This window comes from Paenibacillus sp. BAC0078 (genome assembly GCF_054483875.1).
The window spans coordinates 1-14,549 of sequence record NZ_JBTLRW010000030.1 but is presented as its reverse complement, the minus strand read 5'-3'; the positions used below and the strand labels follow the sequence as shown (position 1 = coordinate 14,549).

Genomic DNA, 14,549 nt, shown 5'->3' with positions numbered 1-14,549 from the left:
GTTTATTGTTTATCTTAGCCTATTTAGTCAAGAGTGGCTATGCCGCCGGAGAATTTTTCAGGCTAGAGCGCCGGATACACAAGGATTTCTTTCGCCCTGATCTCCACAAAACCGCCAAGCGCCATCGGTTCACCGAGGCATTCAAGCATAATCAAATCTTCACCTAGCCGCAGGTAGCCGGTTCCGTCTTCCTCAATGTTCTCCAGTACACCGGTCAAGATAACATCGTTCCCCTCGGTCCGTATGCCATACTCGCCTCCGCTTGCAGGTACAATATCCACCCAGCGCATGAACAATGCAGGAAGCTCGAATTCCGCCGCACACTTGTCGCCCGGCTTCACGGGAGCACCGCACCAGATCCCTCTGCCTTCGCCAAAGTCCGCCCCAAAGAGTACTTCATCCTTTTTCCGACCTATACCAGTAATCTCAATATTCATCGCTCTGCCCCATCTGCTTAAGTTTACTGCATATTATACACGCTACCAGTCCGGTTACGCGATCAAGTATACTTCCGGGCGGCGGCACAGAGCAAACAGGGGAAGCTCCAAGCGCCCTTCGGCTCTCGAAACTTCCCCTGTGCAATTCAGCGAGAAAATAATAATAATTTATGGCTTGAAACCTTTATGGCCTTAAATTTAAGCAAACAGCTTCAGACCCGCGATCCGCTTCACCGCTTCTGCCAGCCGTTCTTCGCTGCTCACCAGTCCTACCCGCACATAACCTTCGCCGTAGGCTCCAAAGCCAATGCCGGGAGCGACGACCACATGCGCCTCATCCAGCAGCAAATCGGCGAAGCTCTGTGAAGTGTAACCTTCGGGAACCGGCAGCCAGGCGAAAAATGACCCGCCCGGAGCTTCAACCTTCCAGCCAAGCTCGCGCAAACCGCCGATCAGGATATTCCGCCGCGCTTCATAGCGGGCTATATTCTCCTGAACGCAGGTCTGCGGACCAAGCAGTGCCGCCGCTGCCGCTTCCTGGACCGCGCCGAACAGGCTGACATACATGTGATCCTGAAGCAGGTTCAAGCTCTCGATCACACTTGGGTTTCCTACGGCAAAAGCTACACGCCAGCCGGCCATGTTATAGGTTTTGGATAAGGTATAGATTTCAATCCCGGTGTCTTTCGCTCCCGGTGTCTGAAGATAGCTTAGTGGCCGCTGGCCCTCATAGCCGATTGCGGCATAAGCGAAGTCATGCACCACGCAAATGTTGTGCTCCTCCGCGAACTGCACCGTCTTACGGAAGAACTCTTCCGTTGCCACTGCGCCGGTCGGGTTGTTCGGATAATTCAGGAACATCAGCTTGGCTGCTGCCGCAGCTTCAGGGCTTATGCTCCCGTAGTCGGGCAGGAAGCCGTTCGCCGCAGTCAGCGGCATCATTTCCATGACCGCCCGGGCCAGCTCGATGCCCGACCAGTAATCGGGATACCCGGGATCAGGCACAAGCGCTGTATCTCCGGGGTTCAGGAGGCATTGCACCACTTCTACCAGTCCGGTTTTGCCGCCGAACAGAATGGCAACTTCACGTTCCGGCTCCAGTGCCACGCCATACTCCCGCTCGTAGAACGCGGCTACAGCCTCCTTCAGATAGCTGTGGCCGCGAAACGGAGGGTATTTGTGATTCAGTGGGTTCACCGCTGCCGCTTGCAGAGCCTGGACTATGTGCTCGGGTGTAGGCATATCGGGATTGCCCTGGCCGAGATTGATCACATCATGACCCGCTGCCGAGGCAAGGGCGGCTCTCCCGACAAGCGCGGCAAAAAACTGCTTGGGCAACGCTTGGAGCAATGCGGAAGGCTCAAAAATGTTCACTGGCAGGAGTCACCCTCTCCGGCATAAATTATTTGCTGAGCAGTTCACCGTTGTAGACCTTAACGTCCAGCGGAGCTGTCAGGAACTCGCCCGCTTTCCCAGCAAAGCCGGTAAAATGAGCGCTTGTATTGTGGCTGGATACGGCCTCCATATCGCGCCAGATTTCTACCATGATATAGGCATTTTCCTGTTCAGCATGCTTGTACAGCTCGTAAGAAAGATTGCCTTCTTCCTTATGGGTAGCGGCGAGCAGCGTTTTGGCTTCGGCCAGAAACTGCTCCTCACGGTCAGGATTGACTTGCATTAAGGCATGAATAATAATCATGGTCGGTTCCTCCTAAAAGTTTTGTTAGCGTGGCTTCCTAGAATTCACTGCGGCAAAATTCGCTTCGGAAGCATACGCCTAGTTTTGTTAGCGTTACTTCTAGTGTATACGTAGCTTAACGCTTATTTCCACTGTGCAATGGCATCAATCGGCAGGCGGACGGAAGCATAACCTTCTTCTGCGGCTTTACCGATGGAGATCAGCATTACCGGGATATAACGGTCTTTATCCATGCCGAAAACTTCAGCAATCTTGTCTTTCTCGAAGCCGCCGATAGCGTTGGTATCGTAGCCGTGGGCGCGGGCGGCCAGCATCAGCTGCATGGAGACAAGACCTCCGTCGATCATAATGGTTTCTCTATTCACATCAGCAGGCAGAACCGAGAAATGAGCAGTCAGGGCGGCGAGCTGTCTTTCTTTTACTTCAACAGGCATCAGTCCGCGCTTAACAGCCGTACCGTAAATTTCTTCGGCATTATCGAAGTTGTTCATATCCCCGAACACAGCAATCATCGCTGCGGAGGTCTCTACCTGCAGTTGGTTGAATTTAGCGATAGGCGCCAGCTTAGCTTTGCCTTCTGCACTTTCAATCACCAGGAACCGCCAAGGCTGCATGTTCACCGAGGAAGGGGCCAGCGTAGCTTCAGTAAGAATCTCGGTCATTTCCTCTTTGCTGATTTTGACGGATGTATCATATTTGCGGATGGAACGGCGACCTGTGATAATACTTGTGAAATCATTGGTTTTGGTAGTGTTCATTGTAAAAATAAGCTCCTTTATAGTTGGATTATAGATTATAGTTTATAGCTACAGCAGATTGATATTGTGCTGCAGGCGGGCAAGCATATCTGCGAGCGTTATGCGCTCATGTTCGTCGAAGCCGCTTAGCAAGCTGCTGATGAAACGGCTCTTCTCTTCCCGGTAAGACCGTATTTTCTCCCGGCCCTGCCCGGTCAGCGAGACAAGAGTAACTCTGTTGTCGGCAGGATTGTTGCGGCGGGAGATCATGCCGGTATCCTCCAGACTCTTGAGGTGGCGGGTGACGGCTGCTGCGTCGATGTCAACCTGCTTTTGCAGCGCAATCTGGCTGATCTCGTCAACCTGAAACAGCTCATGGAGCAGACGTAGACGTGTGGGACTTATGCCGGCACAGCGCTCAAATTTCGGCGTGACCGCTTTGTTCAGCCCCTGCAGCAGTTCAAAGACACGTTCTTCCTCAGGCAGATGTCCAGTCAAAATTAACCCCCTAACGCAAATATATTGTGCAAAATCTTTTTGACATTCATCAGTGTACACCCACATCATTGACCCGTCAACTATTATTTCTGCGTTACCTGTTTTTCTTGCTTGCAGGCCCGCTTCCCCATACAATCAAAGTACAGTTTTCTTCTACGAGGAGGCCTTTCTTCATGAAAATATCCCTGATTCAGCTCAATATAGCATTCGGCAATCCCCAGGCGAATTATGCTTCGGCAGAACGCCACATTCGGGCGGCAGCGGCTGACGGCGCGGAGGTTGTGATCCTTCCCGAGCTGTGGACAACCGGCTATGACCTAACCCGGCTTACGGAGATTGCCGATCCTGAGGGGAACACTGCGAAGGCTCAGCTGTCCGGCCTGGCCCGCGAGCTAGGCATCCATATTGTGGGCGGCTCCGTTGCAAGCCGGCAAGACAGCGGCATTACCAACAGCATGTATATCTTCAACCGCAGCGGAGAGCTCGCCGGAGAGTACAGCAAGCTGCATCTGTTCCGGCTGATGGATGAGCATCTGTATCTGCAGCCGGGAGCAGCCAAAGGGCTTTTCACTCTGGACGGGGCTTCATGCGCCGGATTGATCTGCTACGATATCCGCTTTCCCGAATGGGTCCGCGCCCACACTGCGCTCGGTGCCGAGATTCTGTTCATCAGTGCGGAATGGCCGCTGCCGCGCTTGTCCCACTGGCGGGCGCTGCTGATCAGCCGGGCGATTGAAAATCAATGTTATGTCGTGGCCTGCAACCGTGCAGGCGATGACCCGGCGAACACCTTCGCCGGACATTCGATGATTATTGACCCTTGGGGCGAGATCGTCTGTGAAGCGTCTGAAGGCGAGGAGATTGTCAGCGGCGATATTCATCTGTCCAAAGTGCGGGAGGTGCGTCAGCAGATTCCCATCTTCGCTGACCGGAGGCCGGAGCTGTACCGGTAGCTGTAGAAAAGGATGTACTTTCATAGGCGGCGGGGCGAGGGTCAACAACGGCAAGGGGTGCCCAACAACGGCATTTTTGCTGTTAGGTCACAAATTCATCTTTCTATGGTTCAACCAAAGCAGCTTATCCCCAACTTTATGCACAATTTATCCACAATGGGTGGGAACTATAACAAGAACAAAACGGCTGCGCCGTCCTTAACTGGACATTGCAGCCGTTTTAAGTTCGGAAATTACTGGAGTGCTCAGGCCACCTTGGGCTGTGGGGACAAAACAACGGGGATTAACCCAGGTGGAAAAAGGCAACTTAATTTTGTCCCCCTCGCTTCAAAGCAAACGCTTGTGGGAAAAAGTCCACCTAATCCGGCGGATTCGCAGCATTTCCTGTTGAAATCCCCTCAATTAAGCTTACTAATTCCCACTAACGCCGCTGCGAAACGCTTTTGAGCACATTTAAGTTTACTTTTTCCACTAACGCCGCTGCTGAGCGCTTTGTAGCACATTTAAGCTCACTTTTTCCACTTCACTCCGGGCATCATAACCTCCTCAGTCACTTCTGCAAAGCAGATCAAATTCTCCCAGCGGAAATTGGGACCAAAAACAGCTTATCCCCAGCTTTATACACATCTTACCCACAACCGGCAGGAAATCACCAGACAGAAAAAGGCTCCGCACCTGCTGAAGACAGCAGAATTGCGGCGCCTTTCGCCTTGCCTGTCTTACTCCGTTTCACCCGGCTTGGACGGACAGGGCCGGTTGCCTGGCGCAACCGCCCCGGGAAGGCTAGCGGGCGTACCGCTCCCGCAGCACCCGCGCGGCCTCCAGTACGCGAGAATCGCCGTACTGGAGATCATAGCCCGCCGCCTGCTGCAGCAGGGCGGCGGGCTGGAGGCTGACGCCGCGCCGGGTCAGCGCCTGGCGGAATCCTTCGGCGAACATCGCCGCCGAAGCCGGGCCGCCAAGCTCTTCGAGCGCGGCCAAAGTCTCCGGGCTGACGCGCGGATACGTCAGCGAACCATCACCGCCCGCGGCAATCTCGTAGAAGCCGCGGATCAATTCTCCGCGCTCCCGTCCGGAGCCGGAGACGATCACGAACGCGTGCACAAAGTACGCGTTGCTCTGCCGCCGCTGGGCGATGCCGCAGAACTTGCGGCCGCCGATGGCGAGATCGAAGTCGCCGGGGCAATACGAGCCGGCGACTTCTCCCGCTCTGATCTGCGCCGCTGCCTGCGGATGGCTTACGGCGACGGCTTCGGCGATAAGCGAAGCCAGCAGCCGGAAATCATCGTGAAAGTCCAGCTTGCCCGCAGGCTTCGGAAGAATCAGCGACACGTTGACGACCCCGGCATCCAGCGGCACCGCAGCGCCGCCGGAATGCCGGACCGCCGTGCGGAAGCCCTGCCGTTCAAGCTTGTCCATCGCCTCGGCTGCCCGGGGCAGCTTACTGTCCCTCAGGCCCAGCGCCACGCCGCCGGGATGGCTCCACAAATGCACAGACGGAGGAACCGCACCCGCTCCGATATCCCGGCACAGCGTCTCCTCAAAAGCGAACGGAAGCAGCATATCTCCGGCAATTGCCGCATTCGCTACCGCCCCGTTCCCATCTACTGCCGCTATGTCCCCGGCAGCCTGCATGTTTTCCGTTTCATTCAAATGTTCAAAAAGCGCCATAACCGGAGGAAGGCTGCTCCCTCCTGCCTGCTCCCGGCTGTCCGCTGGTCCGTTGCTCATAGATAAAACCTCCAATTTCTCCACTGACTACCGGTTTTCCCGGATACGGGCGATTAAGGTCATATGCTGTCATACCAATTAACGCCCGGGTATCCGTTACCCTGTAATATTCCATTATTCCGGCAATACTCTCATTGTAACCGATCGCTGCCCGGCCGCGAAGCGGCCGCTGAATCAGGCAATTGAAATAGCAGCAGGATACCGTTATTCTTAGGATATAAGAAGATGATTCATTCCGACAAGCTTTGCGCTGAAGCTCATGCTTACACAACCTACAAGAGTGGAGTGATGCCGCATGACTACCCTACAACTAGCGAAGGAACGGCAAATCAGCAAGACCAGACAATGGGAGCAGGCGCTGAACAGGCTGTACACCGACTATCAGGATTACTGCAAGAAAGTGCTGCGGGATTTTGACAGTGAGGATGTCCATCAGGCCAGGGTGAACAGCCGCAAGCTGCTGACGCTGCTGTCCATTCTCGATCCCGGCCACTCCGTCACAGATGAGCTGTACGGCACACTCAAGCAGGCCCAGAAAAGACTCGGCAAGGTCAGAGATGCGGATGTGCTTATCGAAGCCTTCAAGGATAAACGCAAGCAGGCGAAAGAAGCCGGCGCAAATGAAACCGCTGAGCTGCTGAAGGCAGTGATTGAGCAACAGAAGGGTGAGCGGAAGACGTACCGCAGGAAGCTGGCAGACAAGCTGCCGAAGCTTACCGGTAAAAGTCTGAACAGACAATGGGAGTCTTTTCTGAGCAGGGAGCTGGAGCAGCTTGCTGCCAAAAGAGATGCGAATGTCGTCATGCGCGAGCTGGAAGTCGCCTTTGAGCAGAAGAAAAAGACCTGCAAAGCCCTGTTCAAGGGTCCAGAGGCCGAATCCGCCGCCGCCTTCGACGCGCTGCATGAGCTGCGTATCGCCGCCAAGGAGCTCCGCTATACCGCGAGTGCCGCTGCCTTTGCGCTTAACCAGAAGTTCCATGCCGATGAAGAAATCTACAAGGGCATTCAGGAACAGCTAGGCGGCATTAATGATCGACGGATATGGCTGGAGGTGCTCAGCTCCGCTACCCCCGATGAACTGGGTGTTAGCAGAAGGGTGTGGGATGAATTCACAGACAGCCTCAGAGCCGAAGTATTGGAAGCGCTGCACCACAACGAGGTTGTTCCCTTCAGCGAGAAACCGAAGCAGCCCCATCACTCATAATATGCCATATTAAAAGGCAGGAGGCGCACGATATGCATGCGCCCTCCTGCCTTTTTCAGTTCTTAATTGCCCGGTACTGCAGCAGCCAGCCTGTTCAGCACACCCTGATAGACCGATTTCGGCCGCAAGCCAACCAGCTTCTCCATCGGCTGGCCCCCGCTGTACACGACCACAGTAGGCATACCCATCACTCCGGCTTCGGCCGCAAGCTCCGGCAGTTCGTCACAGTTCACTTTCAGTATGGTAACATCCCTTCCATACTCCTCGTCCAGCTCCTCCAGAATAGGCAGCAGCGTTCTGCAAGGCGGACACCACGGCGCGCCGTAATCAACCAGCACCGTTCCTCCCTCGCGCAGCTTCGTCCGCAGCGTATCGGCATGCTCCGCATTTATTATCGCCATCACGATTACCTCCTAGTGTATCTGTACACATTATGCTTATTCTGATTCGCTCTGCTCCTGCTGTATAGAAGCGATCCGCTGCTGCAGATTCAGCTTGATCTGGTTCAGCTGTACGAGCTGGCGCTCAATATCCTCCAGCTTGCTGCGGTACAGCGGCATCACCTCTGCACAGAAGGCCTCTTTATTCTTCAGCACACAATTCAAAAATCCGGCAATCTCCTCTGTAGATAAGCCCAGATTCAAATAAAGCTTGATCGTCTCCACCGTCTCCACGGCCAGCGGCGAATACTCGCGGTATCCGTTGGCCTGACGGAGCGGGGCGATCAATCCCTGACGCTCATAATATCGCAAAGAACGGACGCTGACGCCCGTCTTGGCTGCAAGCTCACCTATCTTCATGGCATTCTCCCCGGGGTTCATGAGAAATGGTCTGCCCTTAGTATAAACCCTGACACCAGTGTAAGGGTCAACACTTTTCTGCGCAGTTCGCAGGTTTGACCGGGCGAACACGGCTGGGAAGCGCTACACGCGGTCCGGTTCCTTTATTGAAACTACCTTACTGAATTGAAACTTACATACCATAAGGTGCGTACTTTTCAAGCCTTCGAATTGATTCTATACTGAGCGAAACATAGTGAGAGGGGGAGGTTTGGTTGGATTATCGCATTCAAATGGGGGAAGGAAGTCTGCGTCTTGGCACGCGGTTAGACCCCGCATATGATACTGTAGCTGTGAGCTCCAGCAATATCCGGGATCTGGTAAAATGGGGTATTCCTGAGGGTGTATACCGAGCCAAGGATATTGTCAGCGAAGCCGGAATCCTGCTCGAAGCGGTTTGTGCCCGGTTGGGAAGCGCCGCTGCAGCCGAGCCGTTGTTAAGGAATCTTCAAGCAAGCCTGGCGGTTTCCGGGAGAGAAGCGGTGCTGCCGTTCGCTTCGCTGGCGGCGGGCGAGGAGACGAAGAACCGTTTTCTGGTCCAGGCAGAGCAAATCGGAACAGCTATATCGGGCTGGGCACGGGAGGTTTATGCGAAGCAGCCGGGACGACAGCGGTACGGATACAACGGCTTGGTCCAGCTCGTTCATCGAAGCCGGTGTGACCAGCATTTATGGACGCCGGAGGTGGTAGGCATTTTAATGGGGCCGGCTGGCAGCCCGGAAGTCATGCAGTTATTCAACGAGTATTTGCATCAGCTCGTGCTGCTCAGAGATGCGCTCATTCCGTTTGAAAATTGGGAGGAGGTTCCCCTGGAGATCAGGGAGGAGCGTCAGGCCATCGGGCTGCGTCTCATCGAGCCGGCGCGAGACCGCTTCTTCACCGAGCTGATCGTCAAGCAAATTCCGCACAAGGAGATCGTGCGTTTTGCTCAAAAGGTGCTGTGCCCTGAGCTTGACCCGGTTGGCTACGGATTTCAATACAAGTTCGGAACGGTGCTACCCGCGGTGATCGGGAAATCGCCGGCAACCGCAGCCCCAAACCTGCTCCGCTGGCATCCCGCACAGCTGCTGTCAGCTTCGGAGTCTGGCGAGACAACCGCTATCGTATTTGACTACGAGCAGGCCGATTACGGTGCCGCGCCCCTCAGCCGGCTTGACCCCCTTACGCCAAAGAAGCAAGAGGCAGACAATGCCAACGCGGCAATCCAGCTCTTTAGCGGCGACGCAGATATCGTACCCCGGGTGATTGAGCCGGGCCGTGCTTCGTTGGTGCTGCGTCTGACTGATTTTGAGGGAAGCTGCGAATATCGTGTGGATGTCGGGCAGGCTTTGCGGGGGCAGCGCTACATGTACCGTCCCGAGGCCGCCATTCCCGCAACCGCAGAATCCACAGCTGGGACGGAGAACCGTTCCGGGTGGCTTGAGTACGCCGCCGCCGATATATTAGCCCTTCCCGGCCTGGTGGACAGCAGCCGGGAAGGCATACACTATGTTTCGGCCGAAGGGAATACACCTCTCTTATTGGGGCTGCTTGGCAAACTGTTCCCGCAAAACGTCGTTGTCATCGACAGTGACCGGGCGGATGAAGTGGCGGCGTCGCTTCGGGCGGGCAAACAATTCGGCGCAAAATTTCTGCTTCATCGCGGAGTTTCCTAAGTTTACGGTAAGAGGCCGGCTGTCGAGGAGGTTACGCGCGCTGCTCTGCGGCCGTCTGATCCTCTTCCGGAAATGCCCATATATAATCGGCGCCAAAGTCGCAGAGCTGGACTAAGATGGCCATAAGCTTTTTTCCCATATCGGTAAGCGAGTATTCTACCTTTGGCGGAACGACGGCATATACTTTTCGGGTGATTAATCCGGCGTTTTCCAGATCTCTTAGCTGTATCGTTAGCATTTTTTGCGTGGCTCCGGGCATCAATCGCAGTAGTTCATTGAATCGGTAGGTTTGTTGCGATAAATGGCCCAGAATTAAGGGCTTCCATTTGCCGCTGATCAATCCCAGCGTGATTTCGGAAGTACACATGAAATCATGATTGCGGTATCTGATCATTTCTTTGCCACCTCTTTTTTTGACTATAATGTCGAGTAATTAACTGTATTTACTATGGATTATATCAAATCGAGCCTTGCATATTCAAGAGTGAAAACCGCTGCTTATAGGGAGTGAACTAACCAGATATGTTGACTTTTAAATGAATGACCGTGCTGCCGCTTACTTTAGCTTTGCTGATCCTGATCACAGCGTGCTCGGAACGAGGCGAGGTTTCGGAAGTGTCTCCTGCTGGGACTTCACGCCGATCGCCACGCATAGCGCACCAAAAAATCCAACCGAAGCCTTAAGCTGCGGTTGGATTTTTTAAGTTCTTTTCAGAGGAAAATAGGCTACCAGGGCCAAGGATTTCCATCAAGATCGAGATAAGCCGGCTCCTCGCCTATGTATTTCTTGTGCTCCTGCACAATATTCATAATTTTGCGGGCGGACTCTTCCGGGGGTATCGGGGCTCCCTCATCCTTCTCGCCGCTCATATAAGTCTGCAGCCAGCCGGGATGAAAAACCATGACTTGGCCGCCCATCACCCGCAGATGGTTGTGCATGAGGGAGGATTGCATATTGAGCGCTGCTTTGGACATGCAATATCCGTACATATTAATCCTCCGATTACGGCTGATGCTGCCGGCTTCGGAGGATATATTCACAATCAGTTTTTGCTTGCCCTGCAGCAGCAGGCCCATTAGGGCGTTGCTGACCCGTAAAGCGCCGAGCGTATTTACATTATATAAATGGGCCATTGAGGCGTCATCCATATCAACGAGTATCGTGGCATCATCCGCGCTTTGAATAATACCGGCATTGTTGATAATCAGATCCACATGCCCGGTGCTGCCGGCAATGCTGCGTGCCGCGCTTTTCACACTTTCGCTGCTGCCGATATCAAGCGGGATCAGCTTCAAGCGCTCCGGGTATTGTTCTTTCAGCGCCGCAAGCTCTCCGGGCTCCGCCATATATTTACCGGCAAAAACCGTATATTTATTCTCAAGGAGCCAGCGTACAAGGAAGAATCCGAGTCCACGGTCAGCACCGGTAACACATGCAATTCTAATCATGAGATGGACACTCCCTCTCCTGAGGTATAAGTAACAAGCACTGCCCGCATTCCCTTCACCTTAGCATGGCGCCTATATTTTTACAATGTCCTGTACAGGACTGTATTTTCCCGGACAAGACTGCTTAATCTCCCTTTTGATTTAATTTTGAACTATGTTACAATCAGGGATATCATACTCAGGAAGGTGATTCAAGGTGTCCATTCAACAAATCCATACCCTGGATGAACTGCATCAATACGTGGAACAGCCCGGCAAGAAGCTGCTCTTCAAACATAGCACTACCTGCCCGATCAGCGCCAAAGCAAATGAGGAATTTCAAGCCTACGTCCAGGACTCCGGCACTCCGGCAGCCGTGGTTCATGTGATTGAGGACCGTCCGGTCTCGAACCAGATTGCCGAGGATTTCGGCATCAAGCATGAATCTCCGCAAATTTTTCTGCTGGAAGACAGCGAAGTCCGCTGGAATACCTCCCACTGGAAAATCACCCGCGATGCCATCAAGGAAGCTGTGAACCAATGAGCGAATCCGTTATCGTGTACTCCACTGCGAACTGCAGTGATTGCAACCAGGTGAAGCAGCTGCTGACGGAACAGGGCGTTCCTTTTGAGGTTAGAGATGTTATGACGAGCACAGCTTATCAGGAGGAAGTAGAGGAGCTTGGGTTCATGGGCGTTCCTGTTACTGTATCGGGAGAACATGCTGTCAAAGGCTTCAACCTTCCCGAGCTTAAAGTGCTGATCGAAGCCGCCGCGAAATAAAAGTGCTGATATACAAAAGGGAATCCGGCAGCAACCGGGGACCCTTTTTCTTTGTCATAATCCCCCATCACCCGGCTCCTTTTCCCCTAAAAATGAAAAACAGCGTGCGAGCGAGATAACGGGCCGATAAACGTCAACATATATGCTTTTAGCCAATTAATTACACCCAATCCCCGCAATTCAATGAAAGCTTGCCGCTGCCCTCCCTTTTCCTTTTTTACAAAGACCTGCCCGAAGTAGTATGATTCGTTTTGAAAGTAATTCATGAAAAGTTACATAAACGCTGAATTCCTGCCAAGCAGGAAACGGGGGAACCACCAGGCGAAAAGCCTACTTGGGGTGAATCCTAAGGGGACTGCACAGATGCGGTCTCACAGGGTAGGGCGACTCTCACCGTCCGAATCCGACAGCTAACCTCGTAAGCGTAAAGAGAGAGATCCTGATCCGCCACGCTTTTGCGCCAGGCTTATTTAAGCCTGTACCGGAGCCGCAGCAGAGGTCCTCCTCTGCTGCGGTTTTTTGTTGTACCCGCATAAGCTGATTTGGAGGATACAATGGCTTAAGACTTAGGGAATTTTGAGGAGGAAAGCTGAAATGGAGCAGCGCAGGCTGTCACGTATTGAGGTGTTTGTATTCAATGCTCCTTGGCCTGCCTTTTGCGGCCCGGAATCGTCCGGGAACTCCCGCTTCGGCATTCTGAGGCTTACCTGCAAGGCAGGTTGCAGCCTGGCCCAAGGCATATTATGCGCAGATGATACGGAATTTGACTTGATGAAATGGAGCAGCTTCCTGCGCACCATCCGGCATTGCCGGCTGGATGAAGCCATCGAGATCGTCCGCCGCCTGAGCCCGGAATGGGAACAGACACAGCGGGAGATGGTACAGACAGCCCTGCTCGATTTAAAAGCAAAGCTGCAGGGAAAAGTGCTGTCTGGCCATATCCAGACAGACTCGCGGCTTCATGCGGCTGCCGCAGGCAACGGCTCAAGTACGGGGCGGATGTATTATAAGCCTTCGGGAAGCCTGCTGCACCAGCGGAGCTGGCCAGATCTGGACACGGCGGAGCTCATCGACAAATCCATCGCTTATTACTCGATATTATAGATTTCATATTCAGAGAGGACCGTGAGATTATGCCTGACCCCTTATCGCATCAGCCGGCTGTCGCAGCCGGATACACGAAGTATGTTCAGAAATACAGCAGGAGCGTCTATGCACTCAGCAGCCTGCTGCTCGGGCAGGGAACCGAGGCGGAGGAGGCTGTGGTGAAGACCTTCGCAGCACTCTATGAGTCTTACCTGCAAAAGCGTTTAGACCCGCTTGCCTTCTCCCATGACGCTTACCGTGAATGCATCCAGCAATGCTCCCGGCTTGCACAAACCCACAAGCCCTGCTATGCAAATATGCTGTCTTGGGAAAACCGGCTTGTTCAGGCGCTCCGCTACGGTCTTAAGCTCCCCCTGCCTGAAATCAGCGCCATTCTTCAGCGGAGTGTGCCCGCCCTTAAGGTACAGCTCAGACAGGTGCGCGAACAGATGGCGGCGCAGGAGAACTTACTGCCGAAATCCAGCTTGACCGCCGGGTGAGGAGCGTAAGCATATGAACTAATTAGCCACCTGTGCCTTAACAACGGTATTTCTGCCGTTGTTTCTGAACAAACCAGCCATCTGCACCTCAACAACGGTATTTCTGCCGTTGTTTCTGAACAAGTCGGCCATCTGCGCCTTAACAACGGTATTTCTGCCGTTGTTCCTGAACAAACCAGCCATCTGCACTTCAACAGCAGCATTTCTGCCGTTGTTAAGGCACACATTTATCTTTTCAAGGTTACATCAACAGACGAAAATCATAGTTTCCTTAACGGCAGGCAGAGAGCTGCGGCAGAATGCCGCAGCTCTCTCTATTTCGTCTCAGCGCTTGCCCTTGCCGCCCTTAGTAAACCTCAAGAAGGCCATGCAGCAGCCCAATAATCCGACACCCAGCAATAACGTTTGCAGCGCGCCAAGCCAGGTCGAGCCCTCCGGCCGGATCAGGCTGCTGACAATAATCAGCAGGATCGAAGCCGCTACGAGCAGAGGCGTTTGTCTTTTTTTCATGTACAGCACCACTCCTTACCTATTAAGGTACACCATAAAAGAATATTTCACCAGACGAGCCGCAGAGGTAGAATTAATCCATAACCGGGACCACTCAGTCCCAACAGTTAAATATAACTTCACCGATTGTTTTTGGATTCCAGTATTTAATCATTTTTTGTTCGGATGTTCTTAAGGATAAATAGTATGTAAAAGTCCATTTCTCCTGTTCTTATTTGATAGGTGTAGAACGTTTTATAGTTTATTGGCGGTTCCTTATAAACTATCTTTCCGTTTTCATTCCTAATTGCATGGAATAGATAAGCTTCAAACGTTTTGATTTCTTGTTGACTCAATTCTTCTTCTGAAAAGCCGGTTACGCCCGGCTTCATTACAGTATATAGCCGAGAAAGCCCAACGTCTTCAGGCATGGGATGAATCGGCTTAGGACAAGGGCTGTCTTTGGACAGCTTAATTGTCCTACATGGTTTGATCTGATATAATCAAAAC

Annotated in this window: 19 protein-coding genes and 1 riboswitch; of the genes, 7 read left to right on the top strand and 12 right to left on the bottom strand. The window is 53.2% G+C overall.

Translation table 11 applies throughout. The annotated features are described in order from the left end of the window. Positions 1 to 62 precede the first annotated feature (62 nt). The 5 genes from ACX1DY_RS29690 to ACX1DY_RS29670 all read right to left on the bottom strand — a co-directional run bounded on the left by ACX1DY_RS29690 (position 63) and on the right by ACX1DY_RS29670 (position 3,371). The gene (locus ACX1DY_RS29690) at positions 63 to 437 is read right to left on the bottom strand and encodes a hypothetical protein (RefSeq protein WP_458967720.1); all 375 of its coding nucleotides are present in this window, start codon (positions 435 to 437) and stop codon (positions 63 to 65) included. Between the two features lie 198 nt (positions 438 to 635). Continuing rightward, positions 636 to 1,811, bottom strand: a complete 1,176-nt coding sequence (locus tag ACX1DY_RS29685; RefSeq protein WP_458967719.1) for an aminotransferase class I/II-fold pyridoxal phosphate-dependent enzyme — start codon at positions 1,809 to 1,811, stop codon at positions 636 to 638. Between the two features lie 28 nt (positions 1,812 to 1,839). Next, positions 1,840 to 2,136, bottom strand: coding sequence for a putative quinol monooxygenase (locus ACX1DY_RS29680; RefSeq protein WP_458967718.1), 297 nt, complete (start codon positions 2,134 to 2,136; stop codon positions 1,840 to 1,842). Positions 2,137 to 2,258: 122 nt separating this feature from the next. Then, entirely contained in the window at positions 2,259 to 2,894 is a 636-nt protein-coding gene (locus ACX1DY_RS29675; protein ID WP_458967717.1) for a nitroreductase family protein, read from the bottom strand. 48 nt (positions 2,895 to 2,942) lie between these two features. Then, positions 2,943 to 3,371 carry a MarR family winged helix-turn-helix transcriptional regulator gene (locus tag ACX1DY_RS29670; protein ID WP_458967716.1) on the bottom strand — a complete coding sequence of 143 codons (429 nt, stop codon included), beginning with the start codon at positions 3,369 to 3,371 and terminating at the stop codon, positions 2,943 to 2,945. A gap of 173 nt (positions 3,372 to 3,544) precedes the next feature. Here ACX1DY_RS29670 and ACX1DY_RS29665 point away from each other — a divergent pair, with 173 nt between their 5' ends. Further along, entirely contained in the window at positions 3,545 to 4,324 is a 780-nt protein-coding gene (locus ACX1DY_RS29665) for a carbon-nitrogen family hydrolase (protein ID WP_458967715.1), read from the top strand. 783 nt (positions 4,325 to 5,107) lie between these two features. Here ACX1DY_RS29665 and ACX1DY_RS29660 read toward each other — a convergent pair. Continuing rightward, positions 5,108 to 6,055, bottom strand: coding sequence for a lipoate--protein ligase family protein (locus ACX1DY_RS29660; protein WP_458967714.1), 948 nt, complete (start codon positions 6,053 to 6,055; stop codon positions 5,108 to 5,110). A gap of 295 nt (positions 6,056 to 6,350) precedes the next feature. On the opposite strand from ACX1DY_RS29660, the gene ACX1DY_RS29655 reads away from it, so the two are divergent. Continuing rightward, the gene (locus ACX1DY_RS29655; protein WP_458967713.1) at positions 6,351 to 7,259 is read left to right on the top strand and encodes a CHAD domain-containing protein; all 909 of its coding nucleotides are present in this window, start codon (positions 6,351 to 6,353) and stop codon (positions 7,257 to 7,259) included. A 62-nt stretch (positions 7,260 to 7,321) separates the two neighbouring features. Here ACX1DY_RS29655 and ACX1DY_RS29650 read toward each other — a convergent pair whose 3' ends face one another. Both ACX1DY_RS29650 and ACX1DY_RS29645 read right to left on the bottom strand, forming a co-directional pair. Continuing rightward, positions 7,322 to 7,660: a thioredoxin family protein gene (locus tag ACX1DY_RS29650; protein ID WP_458967712.1), complete on the bottom strand. Its 339-nt coding sequence runs from the start codon at positions 7,658 to 7,660 to the stop codon at positions 7,322 to 7,324. 36 nt (positions 7,661 to 7,696) lie between these two features. Beyond that, on the bottom strand, positions 7,697 to 8,059 hold the full coding sequence (locus ACX1DY_RS29645; RefSeq protein ID WP_458967711.1) for a MerR family transcriptional regulator: 363 nt from the start codon (positions 8,057 to 8,059) through the stop codon (positions 7,697 to 7,699). A 254-nt stretch (positions 8,060 to 8,313) separates the two neighbouring features. On the opposite strand from ACX1DY_RS29645, the gene ACX1DY_RS29640 reads away from it, so the two are divergent. Beyond that, on the top strand, positions 8,314 to 9,753 hold the full coding sequence (locus ACX1DY_RS29640; protein ID WP_458967710.1) for a hypothetical protein: 1,440 nt from the start codon (positions 8,314 to 8,316) through the stop codon (positions 9,751 to 9,753). Positions 9,754 to 9,784: 31 nt separating this feature from the next. On the opposite strand, the gene ACX1DY_RS29635 is transcribed toward ACX1DY_RS29640, so the two are convergent. Continuing rightward, positions 9,785 to 10,147, bottom strand: coding sequence for a winged helix-turn-helix transcriptional regulator (locus tag ACX1DY_RS29635; protein WP_458967709.1), 363 nt, complete (start codon positions 10,145 to 10,147; stop codon positions 9,785 to 9,787). A gap of 332 nt (positions 10,148 to 10,479) precedes the next feature. Continuing rightward, positions 10,480 to 11,202 carry an SDR family oxidoreductase gene (locus tag ACX1DY_RS29630; RefSeq protein ID WP_458967708.1) on the bottom strand — a complete coding sequence of 241 codons (723 nt, stop codon included), beginning with the start codon at positions 11,200 to 11,202 and terminating at the stop codon, positions 10,480 to 10,482. Positions 11,203 to 11,398: 196 nt separating this feature from the next. Between ACX1DY_RS29630 and ytxJ the strand changes: the two genes are divergently transcribed. The 4 genes from ytxJ to ACX1DY_RS29610 all read left to right on the top strand — a co-directional run bounded on the left by ytxJ (position 11,399) and on the right by ACX1DY_RS29610 (position 13,550). Then, on the top strand, positions 11,399 to 11,725 hold the full coding sequence (gene ytxJ, locus ACX1DY_RS29625; RefSeq protein ID WP_458967707.1) for a bacillithiol system redox-active protein YtxJ: 327 nt from the start codon (positions 11,399 to 11,401) through the stop codon (positions 11,723 to 11,725). Continuing rightward, positions 11,722 to 11,964: a glutaredoxin family protein gene (locus ACX1DY_RS29620; RefSeq protein WP_458967706.1), complete on the top strand. Its 243-nt coding sequence runs from the start codon at positions 11,722 to 11,724 to the stop codon at positions 11,962 to 11,964. Before ytxJ ends, ACX1DY_RS29620 begins: the two co-directional genes overlap by 4 nt. Before the next feature lie 271 nt (positions 11,965 to 12,235). After that, positions 12,236 to 12,403, top strand: a riboswitch (cyclic di-AMP (ydaO/yuaA leader). A gap of 155 nt (positions 12,404 to 12,558) precedes the next feature. Next, complete coding sequence (locus tag ACX1DY_RS29615; protein ID WP_458967705.1) at positions 12,559 to 13,068, top strand: hypothetical protein; 510 nt, start codon at positions 12,559 to 12,561, stop codon at positions 13,066 to 13,068. Positions 13,069 to 13,097: 29 nt separating this feature from the next. After that, on the top strand, positions 13,098 to 13,550 hold the full coding sequence (locus ACX1DY_RS29610; protein ID WP_458967704.1) for a hypothetical protein: 453 nt from the start codon (positions 13,098 to 13,100) through the stop codon (positions 13,548 to 13,550). 18 nt (positions 13,551 to 13,568) lie between these two features. Here ACX1DY_RS29610 and ACX1DY_RS29605 read toward each other — a convergent pair whose 3' ends face one another. Then, complete coding sequence (locus tag ACX1DY_RS29605) at positions 13,569 to 13,724, bottom strand: hypothetical protein (protein ID WP_458967703.1); 156 nt, start codon at positions 13,722 to 13,724, stop codon at positions 13,569 to 13,571. Positions 13,725 to 13,874: 150 nt separating this feature from the next. Further along, positions 13,875 to 14,060, bottom strand: a complete 186-nt coding sequence (locus ACX1DY_RS29600; protein WP_019913808.1) for a hypothetical protein — start codon at positions 14,058 to 14,060, stop codon at positions 13,875 to 13,877. Positions 14,061 to 14,549: the final 489 nt, after the last annotated feature.